This window comes from Actinosynnema sp. NPDC059335 (genome assembly GCF_042752395.1).
Taxonomy (GTDB): domain Bacteria; phylum Actinomycetota; class Actinomycetes; order Mycobacteriales; family Pseudonocardiaceae; genus Actinosynnema.
The window spans coordinates 12,982-28,827 of record NZ_JBHYXZ010000086.1; the positions used below are offsets into that span (position 1 = coordinate 12,982).

At 73.8% G+C, this 15,846-nt stretch carries 15 protein-coding genes and 1 pseudogene; 3 read left to right on the plus strand and 13 right to left on the minus strand.

From position 1 onward, the window contains the following. The 11 genes and pseudogenes from ACFXGA_RS24840 to ACFXGA_RS24890 form a co-directional block, all read right to left on the minus strand. Positions 1 to 245 (minus strand): annotated as a pseudogene (locus ACFXGA_RS24840) (hypothetical protein); the annotation flags it as partial. Further along, positions 242 to 1,492 carry an ATP-grasp domain-containing protein gene (locus ACFXGA_RS24845; protein ID WP_378091571.1) on the minus strand — a complete coding sequence of 417 codons (1,251 nt, stop codon included), beginning with the start codon at positions 1,490 to 1,492 and terminating at the stop codon, positions 242 to 244. The gene ACFXGA_RS24845 and the pseudogene ACFXGA_RS24840, both read right to left, overlap by 4 nt. A 34-nt stretch (positions 1,493 to 1,526) precedes the next feature. Next, a complete protein-coding gene (locus ACFXGA_RS24850; protein WP_378091573.1) occupies positions 1,527 to 1,781 on the minus strand; it encodes a hypothetical protein in 255 nt (84 codons plus the stop codon). Next, entirely contained in the window at positions 1,778 to 2,812 is a 1,035-nt protein-coding gene (locus ACFXGA_RS24855) for an NAD(P)/FAD-dependent oxidoreductase (protein ID WP_378091575.1), read from the minus strand. The genes ACFXGA_RS24850 and ACFXGA_RS24855 overlap by 4 nt, the downstream gene beginning before the upstream one ends. Before the next feature lie 257 nt (positions 2,813 to 3,069). Next, positions 3,070 to 4,353, minus strand: coding sequence for an NB-ARC domain-containing protein (locus tag ACFXGA_RS24860; protein WP_378091577.1), 1,284 nt, complete (start codon positions 4,351 to 4,353; stop codon positions 3,070 to 3,072). 358 nt (positions 4,354 to 4,711) lie between these two features. Further along, positions 4,712 to 5,944 (minus strand): MFS transporter, encoded by a 1,233-nt coding sequence (locus ACFXGA_RS24865; protein ID WP_378091579.1) that lies wholly within the window; start codon positions 5,942 to 5,944, stop codon positions 4,712 to 4,714. Positions 5,945 to 6,075: 131 nt separating this feature from the next. After that, positions 6,076 to 6,903 carry an isocitrate lyase/phosphoenolpyruvate mutase family protein gene (locus ACFXGA_RS24870; RefSeq protein WP_378091581.1) on the minus strand — a complete coding sequence of 276 codons (828 nt, stop codon included), beginning with the start codon at positions 6,901 to 6,903 and terminating at the stop codon, positions 6,076 to 6,078. A gap of 88 nt (positions 6,904 to 6,991) precedes the next feature. Then, positions 6,992 to 7,783, minus strand: a complete 792-nt coding sequence (locus tag ACFXGA_RS24875; protein ID WP_378091583.1) for a hypothetical protein — start codon at positions 7,781 to 7,783, stop codon at positions 6,992 to 6,994. Next, positions 7,780 to 8,715 carry an ABC transporter ATP-binding protein gene (locus ACFXGA_RS24880; RefSeq protein WP_378091585.1) on the minus strand — a complete coding sequence of 312 codons (936 nt, stop codon included), beginning with the start codon at positions 8,713 to 8,715 and terminating at the stop codon, positions 7,780 to 7,782. Before ACFXGA_RS24880 ends, ACFXGA_RS24875 begins: the two co-directional genes overlap by 4 nt. Then, a complete protein-coding gene (locus tag ACFXGA_RS24885; RefSeq protein WP_378091587.1) occupies positions 8,712 to 8,957 on the minus strand; it encodes a helix-turn-helix domain-containing protein in 246 nt (81 codons plus the stop codon). The genes ACFXGA_RS24880 and ACFXGA_RS24885 overlap by 4 nt, the downstream gene beginning before the upstream one ends. Next, positions 8,957 to 9,436: a DUF2975 domain-containing protein gene (locus ACFXGA_RS24890; protein WP_378091589.1), complete on the minus strand. Its 480-nt coding sequence runs from the start codon at positions 9,434 to 9,436 to the stop codon at positions 8,957 to 8,959. Before ACFXGA_RS24890 ends, ACFXGA_RS24885 begins: the two co-directional genes overlap by 1 nt. Positions 9,437 to 9,696: 260 nt before the next feature. Here ACFXGA_RS24890 and ACFXGA_RS24895 point away from each other — a divergent pair, with 260 nt between their 5' ends. Both ACFXGA_RS24895 and ACFXGA_RS24900 read left to right on the plus strand, forming a co-directional pair. After that, a complete protein-coding gene (locus ACFXGA_RS24895; protein ID WP_378091591.1) occupies positions 9,697 to 11,154 on the plus strand; it encodes a phosphatase PAP2 family protein in 1,458 nt (485 codons plus the stop codon). Between the two features lie 152 nt (positions 11,155 to 11,306). Next, positions 11,307 to 12,680: a glycoside hydrolase family 6 protein gene (locus tag ACFXGA_RS24900; RefSeq protein WP_378091593.1), complete on the plus strand. Its 1,374-nt coding sequence runs from the start codon at positions 11,307 to 11,309 to the stop codon at positions 12,678 to 12,680. Between the two features lie 274 nt (positions 12,681 to 12,954). On the opposite strand, the gene ACFXGA_RS24905 is transcribed toward ACFXGA_RS24900, so the two are convergent. After that, positions 12,955 to 13,563 carry an SGNH/GDSL hydrolase family protein gene (locus tag ACFXGA_RS24905; RefSeq protein ID WP_378091595.1) on the minus strand — a complete coding sequence of 203 codons (609 nt, stop codon included), beginning with the start codon at positions 13,561 to 13,563 and terminating at the stop codon, positions 12,955 to 12,957. Positions 13,564 to 13,767: 204 nt separating this feature from the next. Between ACFXGA_RS24905 and ACFXGA_RS24910 the strand changes: the two genes are divergently transcribed. Then, entirely contained in the window at positions 13,768 to 15,606 is a 1,839-nt protein-coding gene (locus ACFXGA_RS24910; RefSeq protein WP_378091597.1) for an ABC transporter ATP-binding protein, read from the plus strand. Here the strand turns inward: ACFXGA_RS24910 and ACFXGA_RS24915 are convergent. Continuing rightward, positions 15,598 to 15,846 (minus strand): DUF6223 family protein (locus ACFXGA_RS24915; RefSeq protein ID WP_378091599.1); only part of this gene is annotated, 249 nt, incomplete at its 5' end. The two genes, ACFXGA_RS24910 and ACFXGA_RS24915, sit on opposite strands and share 9 nt — an antisense overlap.

Consider the following 15,846-nt stretch of genomic DNA (forward strand, 5'->3'; position numbering starts at 1 on the left):
CCCCGCTACTCTCCTTCTGTTTGCCCCTGGCTCTCTTCGCCACTCATATATACCCCCCCCTGCGCCCCCCACACCACCCCAGGCGGCCTCCGCCGCCGGTCGCCGAAGGTCTCGAAGGCCGGCCGGTGCCGGTGCTCGCTCATGTAGAGGCCGGCGAGGACACCGTCCCGCGCGACCAGCGTCAGCTCACCGATCGGGCTGTCGACCACTGTGTGCACGGCGACTGGGGTTGGCATGGCGGTCATTCTGCCGCGCGGACCTCCACGCGGATCGCGGCGGCCGCCTTCTCCGCGAGCGCCGCCGCCTCGGCCGGCGTGTCGGCCACGACCGTCACGGAACCGGCCCGGTCCCACGAGCTGCGCAGCTCGTGCACGGTCTCGCCGGGCGCGACCGACACCGACGCGGACAGCACGCCGGGCATCGCCTTGACCTCGTCCAGGCCCTCGACCGACACGACCTCGCCGGGCTCGGCCCGCAGGAAGCGCACGGACGCGGCGCGCTCGGCCCCGGCGGGCAGCGCGGGCGGCTCCTCGCCGCGCATCAGCGTGTAGTACCGCTCGGCCAGCGGGAAGCCGTACGCCTCGTCGATCAGCCAGGTGATGCCGTCGCCGGGGAACCGGCCGGCGCACTCGACCAGGTGCGGCACGCCGCCGGAGAGGATCCACTCGCAGTGCACGATCCCGGTGCCGAAGCCGACCGCGCGCAGCACCGCCTCCGTCCGCTCGGCCAGCAGGGCGGCGGTCTCCCCGGGCAGGTCGGCGGGCACCAGGTGGCCCAGCTCGATCGGGCGCGGCCCGGGGAACAGGGTCTTGCCGGTGATGTTGGTGAACACCGGCACGCCGTCGCGGACCAGCATCTCCACGCTGTACTCCGCGCCGCTGACGAACGTCTCGACCAGCATCCGCAGCGGGATCTCGCGGTCGGGCACGAGGATGCCCTCGTCCTGGCTCGCCAGGCACTCCCGCCACGCCTGGTCGACCTCGGCCGGGTCGTGCAGCACCTTCGTGCCGAGCGACGCCTGCCGGTTCGCGGGCTTGAGCACGACCTGGCCGGGGTGCTCGGCCATGAAGGCCCGCACGTCGTCGGGCGAGGACACGGCCGTGGACACCGGGTTGGCGACGCCGGCGGCACGGGTGACGCGGCGCAGCAGCTCCTTGTCGCGCAGCAACGCGGCCGCGCCGCTGGTCGCGCCGGGCAGCCCGTAGCGCTCGGCGAGCCGGGCGGCGAACGGCGTCGCGTACTCCAGCAGCGGCACGACGTAGGCCGGGTCGAGGTCCGGGTAGGTGTTGTAGAACTCGTCGGCCGCGCCCGGGAGCTGGTACTCCCACGGCACGAGTTCGCGCAGCGAGGCCGCGCCGGCCATCTTGTCCGCGATGTCCCTCTTGCGGATGACGTCCGGCTCGTCCACGAGGACCATCGACCCGTCCTCGAACTCGGGGCGGGTGGGCAGCGGCGCCAGGAAGCCGACGATGATCACCGGTCGCGCGGTCATGGTGTCCTCTCGAAGGTCGGTCGGGTTCGGCACACTATCGGGTGGTGCCGAGCGTCGGCGGGCAGACGGGCCGCCTGCTGGACGGCTGGGGGCGGCGGGAGGCGCGGCGCGCTCCACCGGCGTCGCGCGGCGCCCGGGCGTGCCGGTCCACCGGGGCCGGGTCGACCGATCGGCGCACGTCGGCGCAGCTCCACGGGCGCGGCGACCGCGCCGGACCGCCGCCCGCGACCCGCCGACGCGCCGTGCGGCGACCGTCCACACCGGACACGTCCGGCACGGCCCCGGTCACGCCCCCGCCACCTCCTCGGCGACGCGCTCGGCGACGACGGGCGCGGTGCGGAAGCCGTCGCCGCCGCTGGCGGCCCGCGCCCAGGCGGCCGGCCCGATCCGGACCAGGCTCCCGCCACCGGTGTCCGGGTCGACCGCGTAGTGGCACGTCCGCACGGCGGTCACGGTGTAGCGCTCGTGGTCGTTCAGCACGGACGACAGCGCCAGGTGGTCGGTCCAGCGGTCGGTCTCGTCGCCCACCTCGTCCACCTCGCGGCACAGCGCCGCGGAGCTGATCTTGAGCCGGGTGCCGTCGCCCGGCGGGATCAGCCACGCCAGGCCGTCGTCGCCGATGCGGCCGGCGCTGGGCGCGCCCTCCCACCACCGCGCCGGCTCGTCGGGCGGTCGCAGGTAGACGATCCGTTGGCGGTGCAGCACGGTCGGCACGTCGACCAGCTCCCGGGACCACGGTCCGGCGGCCACCAGCAGCACGTCCCCGCGCACGGTGGACCCGTCGGCCAGGTGCACCGCGGCGCGGTCGGCGTCGACCTCGCGGACGGCGCTGCCCGGTCGCAGCGCCACCAGCGGGTGCTCGCGCAGCCAGCGCGCGGCGGCGTCGAGGACCCGGTCGGCCAGGAGCACGCCCGCGTCGGCTTCGAGCAGGCCGACCGCGCCGGCCGGGAAGCGGATGTGCGGGTACTTCTCCGGCTCCACCGGGGAGACCGGCGTGCCGGCCTCGCGCGCGACGTCGAGCGCCGCGTCCGCCGACTCGGCGGGCCACCCGGTGACCACGCCGACCCGCCGGTAGAAGGGCGTGCCGAACAGGGACTCCAGCTCCAGCCAGCGCCGGTGCAGCACCGCCGAGGCGCGGGTGGCGGCCACGTCGCCCGGGTCGAGCGCGCGGAGGGCCCGGTGCTCGTCGTGGGAGGTGGAGGCCGGGTTGGGCACGGGGCCCACGTCCAGCACGGTGACCCGCGCCCCGGACCGCGCGCACCGGACTGCGGTGAGCAGACCGGTGACCCCGGCTCCCACGACGACCAAGTGCCGACCCACCTCGCACCACCCTTCCCGGCGACACCCGCCGCCGGACTCCTCCGGACCGACCACGGCCTGGGCGCGACCGGCCACCGCACCGCCGGCGGCCACGACGCCGCCCGCGCCGCGAACCGCGACCGGGCCGTACCGCGATCGTCACCGGACAATTCCCGGTTCGTCGCCCGCCGGTGCGGGGAAGTAATTTCCGGGTGCGCCGGAATAGATACCCCGGACGCACCCGGATCAATTACGACAACCGACCGACGCGCCTACAGTCAAGCCGACGTCACAGTTGATCGGTAGTGTCGTCCGGCCGTGACAATCAATTCCTGGCGGGTGGACCGGCGCACCGCGTGGCCGGCGGCGCGCAGGTCGAGCGCGAAGGTGCGGGCCAGGGGGTCGAGCCGGTACGCGCCCGGCCGGCCGGCGCAGCGCAGCAGCCCGGCGTCGGCCAGCTCGTACACCGGCTCGTCGTCGGCGAACGCCCCGCCGAGCACCGGCTCGTCCACGGGCTGGTGCGCGAGCTGGTGCAGCAACGCCTTGGCCGCGTCGCCGAGCCCCAGGTAGGCCGACTGGTAGGACTCGCGGACCGACAGGTCGCCGATGCGCAGCCAGTCCAGCAACGCGCCCGGCTCGGTCAGCCGCGCGAGCAGCCGGCCCACCGGCAGGCCCGGCCTGGCGGCGAGCTTGCGCGCGGCGATGTCCAGCGCCTGCGGCAGGTCGCCGCACAGCCGGGCGAGCCGGTCGCAGTCCTCGGGCTCGACCACCACCGGGTCCGGCAGGCCCGCCGTGAGCATGGCGATGGCCTCGGCCCGGGACGGCACGCCCAGCCGCAGCCGGCGCACGTCCCGCAGGCCGAGCAGCGGCGCGCGGGACACGATCACCGTGGTGCTGTGCGGGCTCTCCGCCAGCAGCGGCCGGACCTGGCGCTCGTCGCGCACGTTGTCCAGCAGCACCACGACCCGGCGTTCGGCGATCAGCGACCGGTACAGGCCGGCCTGCTGGTCGAGGGTGTCCGGCAGGCCCTCGACGGGCACGCCCAACGCGCGCAGGAACCCGTCCAGCACGGTCCGGGCACCCCGCTCCCCCGGCTCCAGCGGCCCCAGGTCGACGTAGAGCTGGCCGTCCACCGCGTCGGCGGCCAGGCGGTGGACGTGGCGCAGCGCGAGTTCGGTCTTGCCGACGCCCGCCGGTCCGGTGATCACCACGGGGGTGACCGTGTCCGCGGCGAGCAGGCGCAGCTCCTCGGCCCGGCCGACGAACCCGCGCGGCCTCATCGGCAACTGCGCCGGTCGCGGCACGGCCGAGCGCGGCCCCGCCGGTTCCGGCCGGACCGCCGCGGCGGCCGCCTCGGGACCCAGCCCGCTCGACACCTCCAGCCACCGGCGCCGCCACTGCTCGCGGTCGCCGCCGCACGCGGCCACGAACGCGAGGGTCACCTGCAACGTGGGCATCCGGTGGCCGCTGGCCGCGCTGGACAACACCGACGAGGAGTACAAAGCCGCCCGACCCATGTCCCGGTACGTGGGGTTGCCCGCCCGGGCCCTCAGTCGTCTCAATTCGCTCGCGAAAGTCGCGACCGCGCCGGACGAGGCATCGACAGGTTTTTCCGGTCTACCCATCCCCAGCGGATCCCTTCCTCTCCAGGTGCGGGCCAAGCATGAATAAGGGGTGGAGTTCCCGCTACCGCCGATCGGAGGACCATAGGATTTGAATATGACCACTGAGCGCAGCACGTAACGTCGCAGGTAGAGGCATTATGTGACACTATGTCATCGGCCGTGAGCGGCGCGTCGCCACCTATTCCAGAGTGACCGGGAAATACACCGGAAAGAAGTATTGCGCAGGTCCCGCGGACGCCGACGGGCCCGGCGGGCACGTCACCCGCCGGGCCGGTCGCCGGTGCTGTGAGAAGGGTTACCCGGCCGTGCCGGCGGGCCTGCGCTCCCGCATGCCGAGCACGGCGAACCAGCCGCCGACCAGGCCGAGCACGCCGCACAGCAACCACACGCCGTTGCCGAACGCGCCCCAGGCCAGCACGCCGAGCGTGGGTCCGAGCGCCGAGCCGAGGCCGAACGTGGCCTGGTGCGTGCCGACGTACCGGCCGCGGACCGAGGCGGGGGCCTTGGCCGGGTGCGCGAACATCGTCGGGCCGCTGATCATCACGCCGAGCACGAACACCCCGGTGCTGAGCACGATCACGACCGCGTGCGAGCCGAGCCCGTACCCGGCCGCGCCCAGGCCCATGACCGCCGTGCCGACCGCGCCCGCCGCCCACGGCGCCCAGTCGCGGACGTACGAGGTGATCTTCAGCTCGGACACCACGAGGATGATCGACGCGGTGGTCAGCACGATGCTGTAGAGCACGGCCGGGTGGCCCTCGCCGGTGATCTTCAGCGGGAGCGCCACCACGTACTGCACGTAGATCAGCGTGCCGAGCAGGGTGGAGGCGAGGAAGGCGAGGAACCGGGCGTCGCGGATCATCACCGCGTAGGCCGACCGCTTCTGCGCGCCGGACTCCGCCTCGTCCTCGTCGTCGCGCGGCGCCGCGGTGGCGGGCAGCGTGAGCCGGGCCACCACGGCGTAGGCCAGCGCCGACGCCGCGTCGAAGTAGAACAGCAGGTCCCAGTCGAGCAGGATCAGCCCGGCCGCGATGAGCGGCGCGAGCGCCGCGCCGCCGTTGAGGGCGATGCGCATCATGGAGAACGCCATGACCCGGTGCTCGGCCGGCATCAGCTCGCTGAGCAGCACCGCCGCCGCGGGCCGGTAGCACTGGGTGGCCAGGCCCGCCGCGCCGATCACGACCAGCAGCACGCCGAACAGGCCGGGCGTGCTCAACGACGGCATCACCGCGAGGACCGCCGCCGACGCCGTCATCGCGCCGACGATCGTGGCCCGCGGCCCGAGCCGGTGCACCAGCTCGCCGCCGAGCAGCGTGCCGAGCACCGCGCCGGCGCTGTAGCAGGTGAGCGCGATCCCGGCCTGGCCGATGGAGAACTCGCGCATCGTCAGGTAGAGCACCAGGAAGGTCTGCGCGAACGCGCCGAGCTGGTTGACGAGCACGCCGCCGAGCAGGTAGCGGACGGCCGGCGGCGTGGCCCTGACGCTCGCGAGGACGCCGCCCGGTCTGCCCGCTTCCTTCGTGGTCACTGCGAATCCCCATCCGTCCCGGAGCCGAACACGCCCGATACCCCGCCGGGACGCGGTCGCGCGCCCCGACGGGGTACCAGTCCAGCGGAGTCGGACGTTGTCCGACAGGGTTGATCTGACCTGGCGATCAATCAGCGGGCGAACACGCCGTTGACGGCGCCGAAGTCCAGCGCGCCGTCCAGCTCGGCGTAGGTGCCCTTGGTCAGCACCTCCTCGGCGGCGCGGTGCGCCACGGAGAACGCGGCCTGGGCGACCGCCGTGCCCAGGCTGACCCGCCGGACGCCGACGGCCTCGAACTCGGCCACCGACGGCGCGCCGGGACCCGCCATCACGTTGACCGGCAGCGGCGAGCCCTCGACCAGCCGCTTCAGCACGTCCAGGTCGACCAGGCCGGGGACGAACAGGCTGTCCGCGCCCGCCTCGGCGTAGGCCGCGGCCCGCGTGAGCACGTCGTCCAGCCGGCCCTCGGGCTCGCCGACCTGGAAGAGGAACACGTCGGTGCGGATGTTGACCACCAGCTCGGGCAGGCCGGCGCGCTCCGCCGCCTCCCGCGCCGCGCGCAGCCGGGCGGACTGCTCCTCGACGGTGAACAGCGGCACCCCGAAACCCTTGGAGTCCTCGATGTTCACGCCGACCGCGCCGGCCGCGACGACGGCCTCGACGGTGGCCGCGACGTCCTCCGGCGCGTGGCCGTAGCCGCCCTCGACGTCGGCGGTCACGGGCACGTCCACGGCGGCGGCGACCAGGCGGACCTGCTCGACCATCTCGTCACGGGACAGGGCCTGCCCGTCGGGCCTGCCCAGGGCCCACGACACCCCGCCACTGGTCGTGGCGATCGCCTTCGCGCCGGCGCGGGCGATCAGGGCGGCGCTGCCCGCGTCCCACGCGTTGGGGAGCACGAGCACCCCGTCCGCGTGGAGTTCACGCAGTAAGTCCGCCTTGGGCTTGTTGTTGTGCATGGATCGTCACCTTTCCGATGACCGCGATCGGGTGGGGCGGCGCATCGTAACAACATCGACTGACGATCGAGTGGCCTCGCCGGCCGCGTCACCGGTTCGCGTCGTCGCGCGCCAGCCGCAGCCACCCGAGCAGCAGCGTGCCGCCGGCCCAGCACAGCAGGGTGGTCGCCGACGACGTCGTCGTCATCCCCGGCACCTCGCCGACCAGCAGGAACGCCGCACCGGAGCCGGGCAGGACGTCGGCGATCGCGTCGGTCCAGGCGAAGCCGAAGTTCGGCAGCACCAGCGGCAGCACGAGCATCAGCAGGAACACCACGACGAGCGTGCCCGCGGTGTTGCGCAGCAGGAACCCCAGCCCGAGGGCGAACGCCGCGCCGGCGGCGAAGGCGAACACGACCTTCGGCAGCACGTCGCCCGCGCCCGCCAGGGTGAGCAGGGGGCTCGCCGCGACGAACGACGCGAGCGCGGCCACCGACAGGAGCAGCGCACCGAGGACCGCGGCCACCGCGACCGCGACCACCGCGCGGGCCAGGAAGAACACCGGCCGCCGCGGCGTCCACTGCAGGCTCGGCACGATCCCGCCGGTCGCGTAGTCCGACGTCACCGCGGTGAGCGCCAGGGCGAGCACGGCGAACTGACCCGGCAGGCCGGTGACCGCCGCCGCGGCCCACGCCGAGGCGCCGCGCGGCGCCTCGGCGGCCGAGGCCGCCTCCAGCCCCGCGATGGTCGAGATGCCCGCCATGACCAGGACGCCCGCGGCCAGGCACCACCAAGTGGACCGCACCGTCCACAACCTGGTCCACTCCGCCGCGCAGGCGCGGGCGAACACCCGTCCGCCCCGGACCTCGCGGCGGACTTCCCGTGCGACGACGGCCGTCACCGCGCCCCCTCGGTCGTGGCGGGCACCGGCTCCCGGCCGTGGTGCTCGACGCTGCTGTCGGTCAGTTCCAGGTACGCCTCCTCCAGGGACTGGCGCACCTCGGAGAGGTGGTGCAGCGGGATGTGCCGGGCGTGCGCGAGGCCGCCCACGTCCTCGGCGGCGCCGCCCTCGACCAGCAGGTCGCCGTCGGCCTCGCGCTGCGCGGTGAGCCCGCGCTCCCGCAGCGCGTCGAGCAGGAGGTCCGGTCGCGGGCTGCGCACCCGCACCTTGGTCCGGCCGAGCCCCTGGAGGATCTCCCGCGTCGAGGTGTCGGCGATCAGCCGGCCGCGGCCGATCACCACCAGCCGGTCGGCGACCTGCTCCACCTCGCTCAGCAGGTGGCTGGACACCAGCACGGTGCGGCCCTCGTCGGCGAGCCGGCGCAGCAGGCCGCGGATCCACCGGACGCCGTCCAGGTCCAGCCCGTTGACCGGCTCGTCGAACACCAGCACGGCCGGGTCGCCGATCAGCGCCGCGGCGATGCCGAGGCGCTGCCGCATGCCCAGCGAGTAGCCCTTGATCCGGCGGCGGGCCGCGCCGGCCAGCCCCACCCGCTCGATGACCTCCTCGACCCGCCGGGCGGGCAGGCCGTTGGTCCGGGCGGCCACGCGCAGGTGGCCGCGCCCGGTGCGGCCGGGGTGCGCCGCGCCGGGGTCGAGCAGCGCGCCGACCTCGCGCAGCGGCTCGGCGAACGTCGCGTACGGCCGCCCGTTCACCAGCGCCGTCCCGGAGGTGGGCCGGTCCAGGCCGAGCAGCACCCGCATCGTGGTGGACTTGCCCGCGCCGTTCGGCCCGAGGAAGCCGGTCACCGTGCCGGGCTCGACCCGGAAGCTCAGGTCGTCCACGGCGAGCACGTCGCCGTACCGCCTGGTCAGGTTGCGGACCTCGATCACCGGCGGTCCCCGTCCCCGTCGGCGGCCGCGTCGTGCTCGTCGTCCACCCATTCGAGCAGGTCGCCGGGCTGGCACTCGAGCACCCGGCACATGGCCTCCAGGGTGCTGAAGCGCACGGCCTTGGCCCGGCCGTTCTTCAGCACGGCCACGTTCGACGGGGTGAGCCCCACCCGTTCGGCGAACTCGCCGACGCTCATCTTGCGCTTGGCCAGTTCGACGTCGATGCGCACGATGATCGGCATCAGATCACCGATTCCATGTCGCTGCGCAGTGTCGTGGCCTGCCGCAGCAGCGCCCGCATGACCACCATGAGCAGGCCGACCACGGTGAGCCCGATCGACAGCAGGAACAGCAGCAGCGGCACACCGGGGTCGTCGGCGTTGAAGCCCACGTAGAGGAACACCGCCTGGAACACCACCCAGGCCGCGGCGATGGCCCACACGATCAGGTCCACCCACCTCAGCGACGCCTCGCTGAAGATGCGGTCCTTCTTCACCAGCGTGAGCAGCTTCCAGATCGCGACGATCACCACCTGCACGCACAGCACCCAGAACACCGTCACGGCGGTCAGCGGCCACCGCAGGTACGCCACGTCCGGGTTCTCCCGGGCCATGTGCCGGAACTGACCCGGCAGCGACATGACCTGGAACAACAGCAGGACGCCGAACATCAACACGAGGAACACCCGGAGCGCCGCGACCGCTCGATGCGTTGTGACCATGCATCGAGTCTCGCGTGTTACCTATCGAATGTCAATCGGTAGCTACCGATTTGCGACAACTACCTACCGTAAGACGATCAGCACGGACGGTCAGACCGCGACCGGTCCACAGTGGACCGACGCGCGACCTTTGTGGACGGTCTGGTGTCTATTGTGGAGTGTCCCGCCGCCTTTACCGGAGCGCGAACGGAAGCGCAACGAAGGTCACCGAACCGTCGCGCCGGGGGTTGCGCGGTGATCCTTCGGGGCACACCACACGGGTGACGGCGACTCGGGATGTGCGACAGGCGGTGGCGGCGGAGCGGTTCGCGGTGCGGAGCGCGGTATCGCTGGTCGTCGCGGCCACCGCGGGCGTCGCGTTCGCGGTCGTGGTGATGGTGGTCTGGTCGGAGTGGTCGCCGGTGCGCGACCTCGACCAGGCGATCTCGGACGCGGTGACGGGGTGGGTCGCGGCTTCCGGCGTCCTGGTGGCGGTGGCGCGGGGGCTGACCCGGCTCGGCGACACGGCGACGCTCACCGGCCTCACCGCGCTGGCGGCGGCGTGGCTGCTGCTGCGCCGACGCCCGTGGGTGGCCGCGCACGTGGTCGTCACCGCGGCCGGCGGCGGGCTGCTCGGCGTGGTGGTGAAGGAGCTGGTCGGGCGGTTGCGGCCGCTGGTGGACGTCGAGGTGGCCACGGCCCCGGGCTGGAGCTTCCCGAGCGGCCACACGGTCGGCGCGACCGTCACCTACGGCGTGCTGGTGCTCGTGTTCGCCTCCGTGCGCCGGGCGCGGGTGGTGCTGGTCCCGTCGGCGCTCGGGATCGTGCTGGTGGTGGGCCTCACCAGGGTGGCGCTGGGCGTGCACTTCGCCACGGACGTGCTCGGCGGTTGGCTGCTCGGCCTGCTGTGGCTGGCCCTCACCACGGAGGTGTTCCGCCGGTGGCGGCGCGACGAGGGCCTGGCGGACGTGCCGCTGTCCCGCGGCCTGGTGCCCGAGGCGGCCGACGACCTGCGGCCGGCGTCCGGGCGTCGGGTCCGCCCGCCGCGCGGCACGTGGCGCGCCGCGGCCCGGCTGCTGGTGGTCTGGGGCCTGCTGCTGGGCGCGCTGTTCGGGCTCGGCTCGCTGCTCACCGCCGCCGGGCCGGACGTGCCGCCGGCCTGGGACCGCGCCGCGGTCGAGTGGCTGGCCGACCGCCGCACGCCGTGGTGGGACGCGGTCATGGAGGAGGTGGGCGGGTTCAGCGGCACGGGCCCGGTGATGGCCGCCGCGGCGGTGGTCTGCGTGATCGCGTTGGCCGCGACGCGGTCCTGGCGGCCCGTCCTGCTGGTCGTGCTGGGGTTGCTCGGCGAGGTCGCGCTGTTCCTGGTCACCACGGCGGTGGTCGACCGCGCCCGCCCGGCGGCGAAGCTGCCCGGCGACCTGCCGCCGACGTCGAGCTTCCCGTCCGGTCACGTCGCGGCGTCCCTGGTGCTCGGCACGGCGGTGGCGCTCCTGGTCGCGCGCGGCACCCGCCGGTGGTGGCGCGGACCCGTGGTGGCGCTGGCGCTCGCCGTCCCGGTGCTGGTCGCCGCGCAGCGCCTCTACTCGGGCGTCCACTACCCCACCGACGTGCTCGGCAGCGTGCTGCTCGCCCTGCCGTGGATCGCCGCCGCGCGCTGGGCGACGACGGCCGGGACCACCGCCGCGAAGGAATTCGAAAGCGATTCGAAATCGAACGCGGTCGAATCGGGAATATGAGTGTTCGACGGCGGCTTCCGCCCGGAATGGAATTCCACCCCATTGAACGTGAAATGTCTTCACGGAGCGTCGCCCGCCTGCTACGGTCCGATTTCCGGAAACGTTCCCGGAAATCCGCCGCCGGTTGCGCACCCCCCACCAGGGAGCCGAAGATGCCACTGAAGTCATCACCAGGCCCGACCAGGAAAAGGCGCGGACTCGCGGCGACGGCGGCGTTCGCGCTCGCCGCCGCCACGGCGCTGGGCGCGGGCCCCGCCGCGGCCGACGTGAGCGCCGCCGCGCGCGTGGACAACCCCTATTCCGGGGCGTCGGTGTACGTGAACCCGGACTGGTCCGCGAAGGCGCGGGCCGACGGCGGGTCCGCCATCGCGAACCAGCCGACGTTCGTCTGGCTGGACCGGATCGCCGCGATCAACGGCGTGAACGGCGCACGCGGCCTGCGCGCGCACCTCGACAACGCCCTGAGCCAGGCCGCCGGGCGCACGATGGTCGTCCAGTTCGTGATCTACAACCTGCCCGGCCGCGACTGCGCGGCGCTCGCGTCCAACGGCGAACTGGGCCCGGACGACCTGCCCCGCTACAAGACCGAGTACATCGACCCGATCGCCGCGATCATGGGCGACTCGAAGTACGCCAACCTGCGCATCGTGACGATCATCGAGATCGACTCGCTGCCGAACCTGGTGACGAACGTCGGCGGCCGGCCGACCGCCACCGCCCAGTGCGACCGGATGCTCCAGAACGGCAACTACGTCAACGGCGTCGGTTACGCGCTGGCCAAGCTCGGCGCGATCGGCAACGTCTACAACTACATCGACGCCGCGCACCACGGCTGGATCGGGTGGGACGACAACTTCGGCGCGTCCGCGACGTTGTTCGCGCAGGCCGCCCGCGCGTCCGGCAGCACGGTCGACAACGTCACCGGGTTCATCGCGAACACGGCGAACTACGGCGTGCTGAAAGAGGACCATTTCACCGTCAACGACACCGTGAACGGCACTTCCGTGCGCCAGTCGAAGTGGATCGACTGGAACCGGTACGTGGACGAGCTGTCGTTCGCCCAGGCGTTCCGCACGCAATTGATCGGCGCCGGGTTCCGGTCGAACATCGGCATGCTGATCGACACGTCGCGCAACGGCTGGGGCGGCTCCCAGCGCCCGACCGCCAAGGGCCCGACGACGAGCGTGGACGCGTACGTGAACGGCGGCCGCTACGACCGCCGCATCCACCTCGGCAACTGGTGCAACCAGTCCGGGGCGGGCATCGGCGAGCGGCCCCGGGCGAACCCGGCCGCGGGCATCGACGCCTACGTGTGGGCCAAGCCGCCGGGCGAGTCCGACGGCGCGAGCCGGGAGATCCCGAACGACGAGGGCAAGGGCTTCGACCGGATGTGCGACCCGACGTACGGCGGCAACGCCCGCAACGGCAACAACATGTCGGGCGCGCTCGCCAACGCGCCGCTGTCGGGCCACTGGTTCCCGGCCCAGTTCCGCCAGCTCCTGGCGAACGCCTACCCGCGCCTCTGACCCGTCGGCGCGGCGCCGGTGGGGCGGTGTCCGCCTCCGAGCAGACCGGCGGGATCATGATCTCGCCACTGCCCGGCGGGCGGACCCCGCCCCACCCGGCTCGCACCTGATCACACCCACCCGGCCGGGCCGATCCCGGCACCCCTGTCCCGGTGCCACCGTCCCCGGCCACGCCCGCACCGCCGGAGTCCCGGCGAACACCCCCTCACTCCGCCCTCCAGCGCGCCGCCTGCCGTGACCGCAGCCGAAATCCCCGGCGAACTTCCGCCCCCGCTCACGCCGCCCAACGGCGCGCCGCCGCGAGCACCCGGGGCGCGAGGGCGTCGGCGATCAGGGCGTACCCGGCGGGCGAGGGGTGGAAGCGGTCCGCGGCGAACAGCCGCGGGTCCGCGGCGAACCGGTCCAGCAGGTCCCGCCCGGGCGCGGCCACGACGCCGCCCGCGCGCACCACCGCGTCGGCCTGCGCACGCGCGTACAGCCCGCTGGCCTGCGACACGAACGCCCGGTACGCGGGCGGCACGTGGGAGAGCACGCCGAGGTCCGGCGCGGTGGCCACCACCACCTCGCCACCGGCCCGGCGCAACGCCGCCACGGCGTCGTGCAGCAGCCCGGCGCCCACCGCCGGCGGCGTGAACGAGGTCAGGTCGTTCGCCCCGATCACCACCAGCGCGAGGTCCACACCCGTCGGCACGGCCGCCCGCACCTGGGCCGCCAACCCGTCCGACCGCGCGCCGGACACGGCGTGCACCCCGAGGTCGACGCGGTGCCCGGCCGCCCGCAGCCGGGCCGACAGCAGCGCGCCCGGGGTCTCCTCGACCCGCGCGCACCCCACACCGACGGCGAGCGAATCACCCAGGACGCGGAAGCGCAGTTGTGCGGTCATCACCCATCACAACGCACGAGACCCGCCCGGTGCTCCCGACGGCCGGACGTCCTCCGGGCGCGGGTTCGTCGAGCCGGTGAATTGAACGGGCAATCCACCACCGAAAAGCCGCCCCGCGCGAGAGGGCGCGACGTTTATTCGATCGCCGGCGGTCGCCCGCTGCGGCACGATCGGGTGCGGCAAGGTGCCCCCGGAAGGAGTCGGATGGCCGCGCCCAGGGCCGACAAACCCACCAAGAACCGCAAAAAAGCGGTGTTGCTCGCCTTGCGCCTGTACGGCCGCGAGCTGCGCCGCCACCGGATGCTCGGGGTGGGCGCGCTCGTGCTGCCCGCGCTGGGCAACACCTGTTTGCTCTACCTCGCGCCGCTGGCCGTCGGCGCGCTCGCGGGCCGCCTCGCCGAGGGCGGCGTCACCGGCCTCTCCACCGTGCTGCCGTACCTGCTGGCGTTCTGCGGCCTGATGCTGTTCGCGGAACTGCTGTGGCGCGTCGGCGTGCACTGCCTCAACCGCACCGACGGCCGGGGGATCGAGCACCTGTCCGTGTACGGCATGGACGCGCTGCTCGCCAAGGACGCGGCGTTCTTCCACGACAACTTCGCCGGGTCGCTCACCAAGCGGGTGCTGAGCTTCGCCTCCCGCTTCGAGGAGTTCGTGGACACGGTGGCGTTCCGGATCGTGGCCAACATCGTGCCGCTGGTCTTCGCCTGCGTCGTGCTGTGGGGCTACCACCCGCTGCTGGTCCTGGTGCTGCTCGGGCTGATCATGCTCACCGGGTTCGTGATCGCGCCGCTCATCCGCCGCCGCCAGCAACTGGTCGACGAGCGCGAGGCCGCCTACGCGCGGGTGTCCGGCCACGTCGCCGACACGCTGATGAACATGGAGACGGTGCGGGCGTTCGCCGCCGAGGAACGGGAGGGCGCGGAGCACCGGAGCCGGACCGCCGAGAGCCGGGCGCTCGCGCTGCGCTCGTGGGACTACGGCAACCTGCGCATCGACACCGTGGTCGCGCCGCTGTCCGTGCTGACCAACGCGCTCGGCCTCGCGGTCGCGGTCGGGGTCAGCGGCGGGCTCGGGGTGGAGGCGATCGTGGTGACGTTCACCTACTTCAGCAACGCGACCCGGATCATGTTCGAGTTCAACCAGATCTACCGGCGCTTCGAGAGCGCGCTCACCGAGGCAGCCCAGTTCACCGAACTGCTCCTGGACCCGCCGACCGTGCTCGACCCGCCGGACCCGGAACCGTTGCGGGTCAAGGACTCCGGCGTCCGGTTCGACGGCGTGGTGTTCGCGCACGGCGGCAACGAGCCGTTGTTCACGGGCCTCGACCTGGACGTCCCGGCGGGCACCCGGATCGGGCTGGTCGGCCGGTCCGGCGGCGGCAAGACCACGCTCACCCGGCTGCTGCTGCGGCTGATGGACGTGGACGAGGGCCGCATCCTCGTCGGCGGCCAGGACATCGCCCGGATGCGCCAGGCCGACCTGCGCGGGCTGATCGCGTACGTGCCGCAGGACCCGGCGATGTTCCACCGGACCCTGCGCGAGAACATCGCGTTCGCCCGGCCGGGCGCGACCGACGACGAGGTGCTGCGCGCCGCCCGTGCCGCCCACGTGACGGAGTTCGCGGAGGCGCTGCCCGACGGGTTCGACACGATGGTCGGCGAACGCGGCGTCAAGCTGTCCGGCGGGCAGCGGCAGCGCGTCGCCTTGGCCCGCGCGATCCTGCGCGACGCGCCGATCCTGCTGCTGGACGAGGCGACCAGCGCGCTGGACTCGGAGAGCGAGCTGCTGGTCCAGGAGGCGCTGTGGCGGCTCATGGAGGGCCGCACCGCGTTCGTCGTGGCGCACCGGCTGAGCACGGTCGTGCGGATGGACCGGTTGATCGTGCTCGACCGGGGCCGGATCGCGGAACAGGGCACGCACGCCGAACTGCTCGACGCGGGCGGCGCGTACGCGAAGCTGTGGCGTCACCAGTCCGGCGGGTTCCTGGACGACTCGGCGGAGGACGCGGACCGGGCGGAGTCGGTCGGCACCCCGTCACGGTGACGGCACGGCGGCGCGGCGGGACCGGGCCAGGGCCAGCCCGCCCAGGACGACCCCGACCAGCCCGACCACCACGGCCACCACACCGCCGCCGAGCCCGTTGCCGGTGCCGAGACCGCCGTCGGCGGTGATCACCACCAGCGCGCCGGCCACCACGGCGACCGACCCCGCCACGAGCGCGACCACGGCCCGCCCCCCCCCCGCACCCGGGGCGGGGGGGGGCGCCTTGGCGAGCCGCCGGGT

Bases quoted from the DNA above. Each gene is read 5' to 3' on its own strand.
- ACFXGA_RS24845 (WP_378091571.1), bottom strand. From the start codon at position 1,492: ATGACCGCGCGACCGGTGATCATCGTCGGCTTCCTGGCGCCGCTGCCC.
- ACFXGA_RS24870 (WP_378091581.1), bottom strand. From the start codon at position 6,903: ATGCACAACAACAAGCCCAAGGCGGACTTACTGCGTGAACTCCACGCG.
- ACFXGA_RS24885 (WP_378091587.1), bottom strand. From the start codon at position 8,957: ATGCCGATCATCGTGCGCATCGACGTCGAACTGGCCAAGCGCAAGATG.
- ACFXGA_RS24890 (WP_378091589.1), bottom strand. From the start codon at position 9,436: ATGGTCACAACGCATCGAGCGGTCGCGGCGCTCCGGGTGTTCCTCGTG.
- ACFXGA_RS24900 (WP_378091593.1), top strand. From the start codon at position 11,307: ATGCCACTGAAGTCATCACCAGGCCCGACCAGGAAAAGGCGCGGACTC.
- ACFXGA_RS24905 (WP_378091595.1), bottom strand. From the start codon at position 13,563: ATGACCGCACAACTGCGCTTCCGCGTCCTGGGTGATTCGCTCGCCGTC.
- ACFXGA_RS24910 (WP_378091597.1), top strand. From the start codon at position 13,768: ATGGCCGCGCCCAGGGCCGACAAACCCACCAAGAACCGCAAAAAAGCG.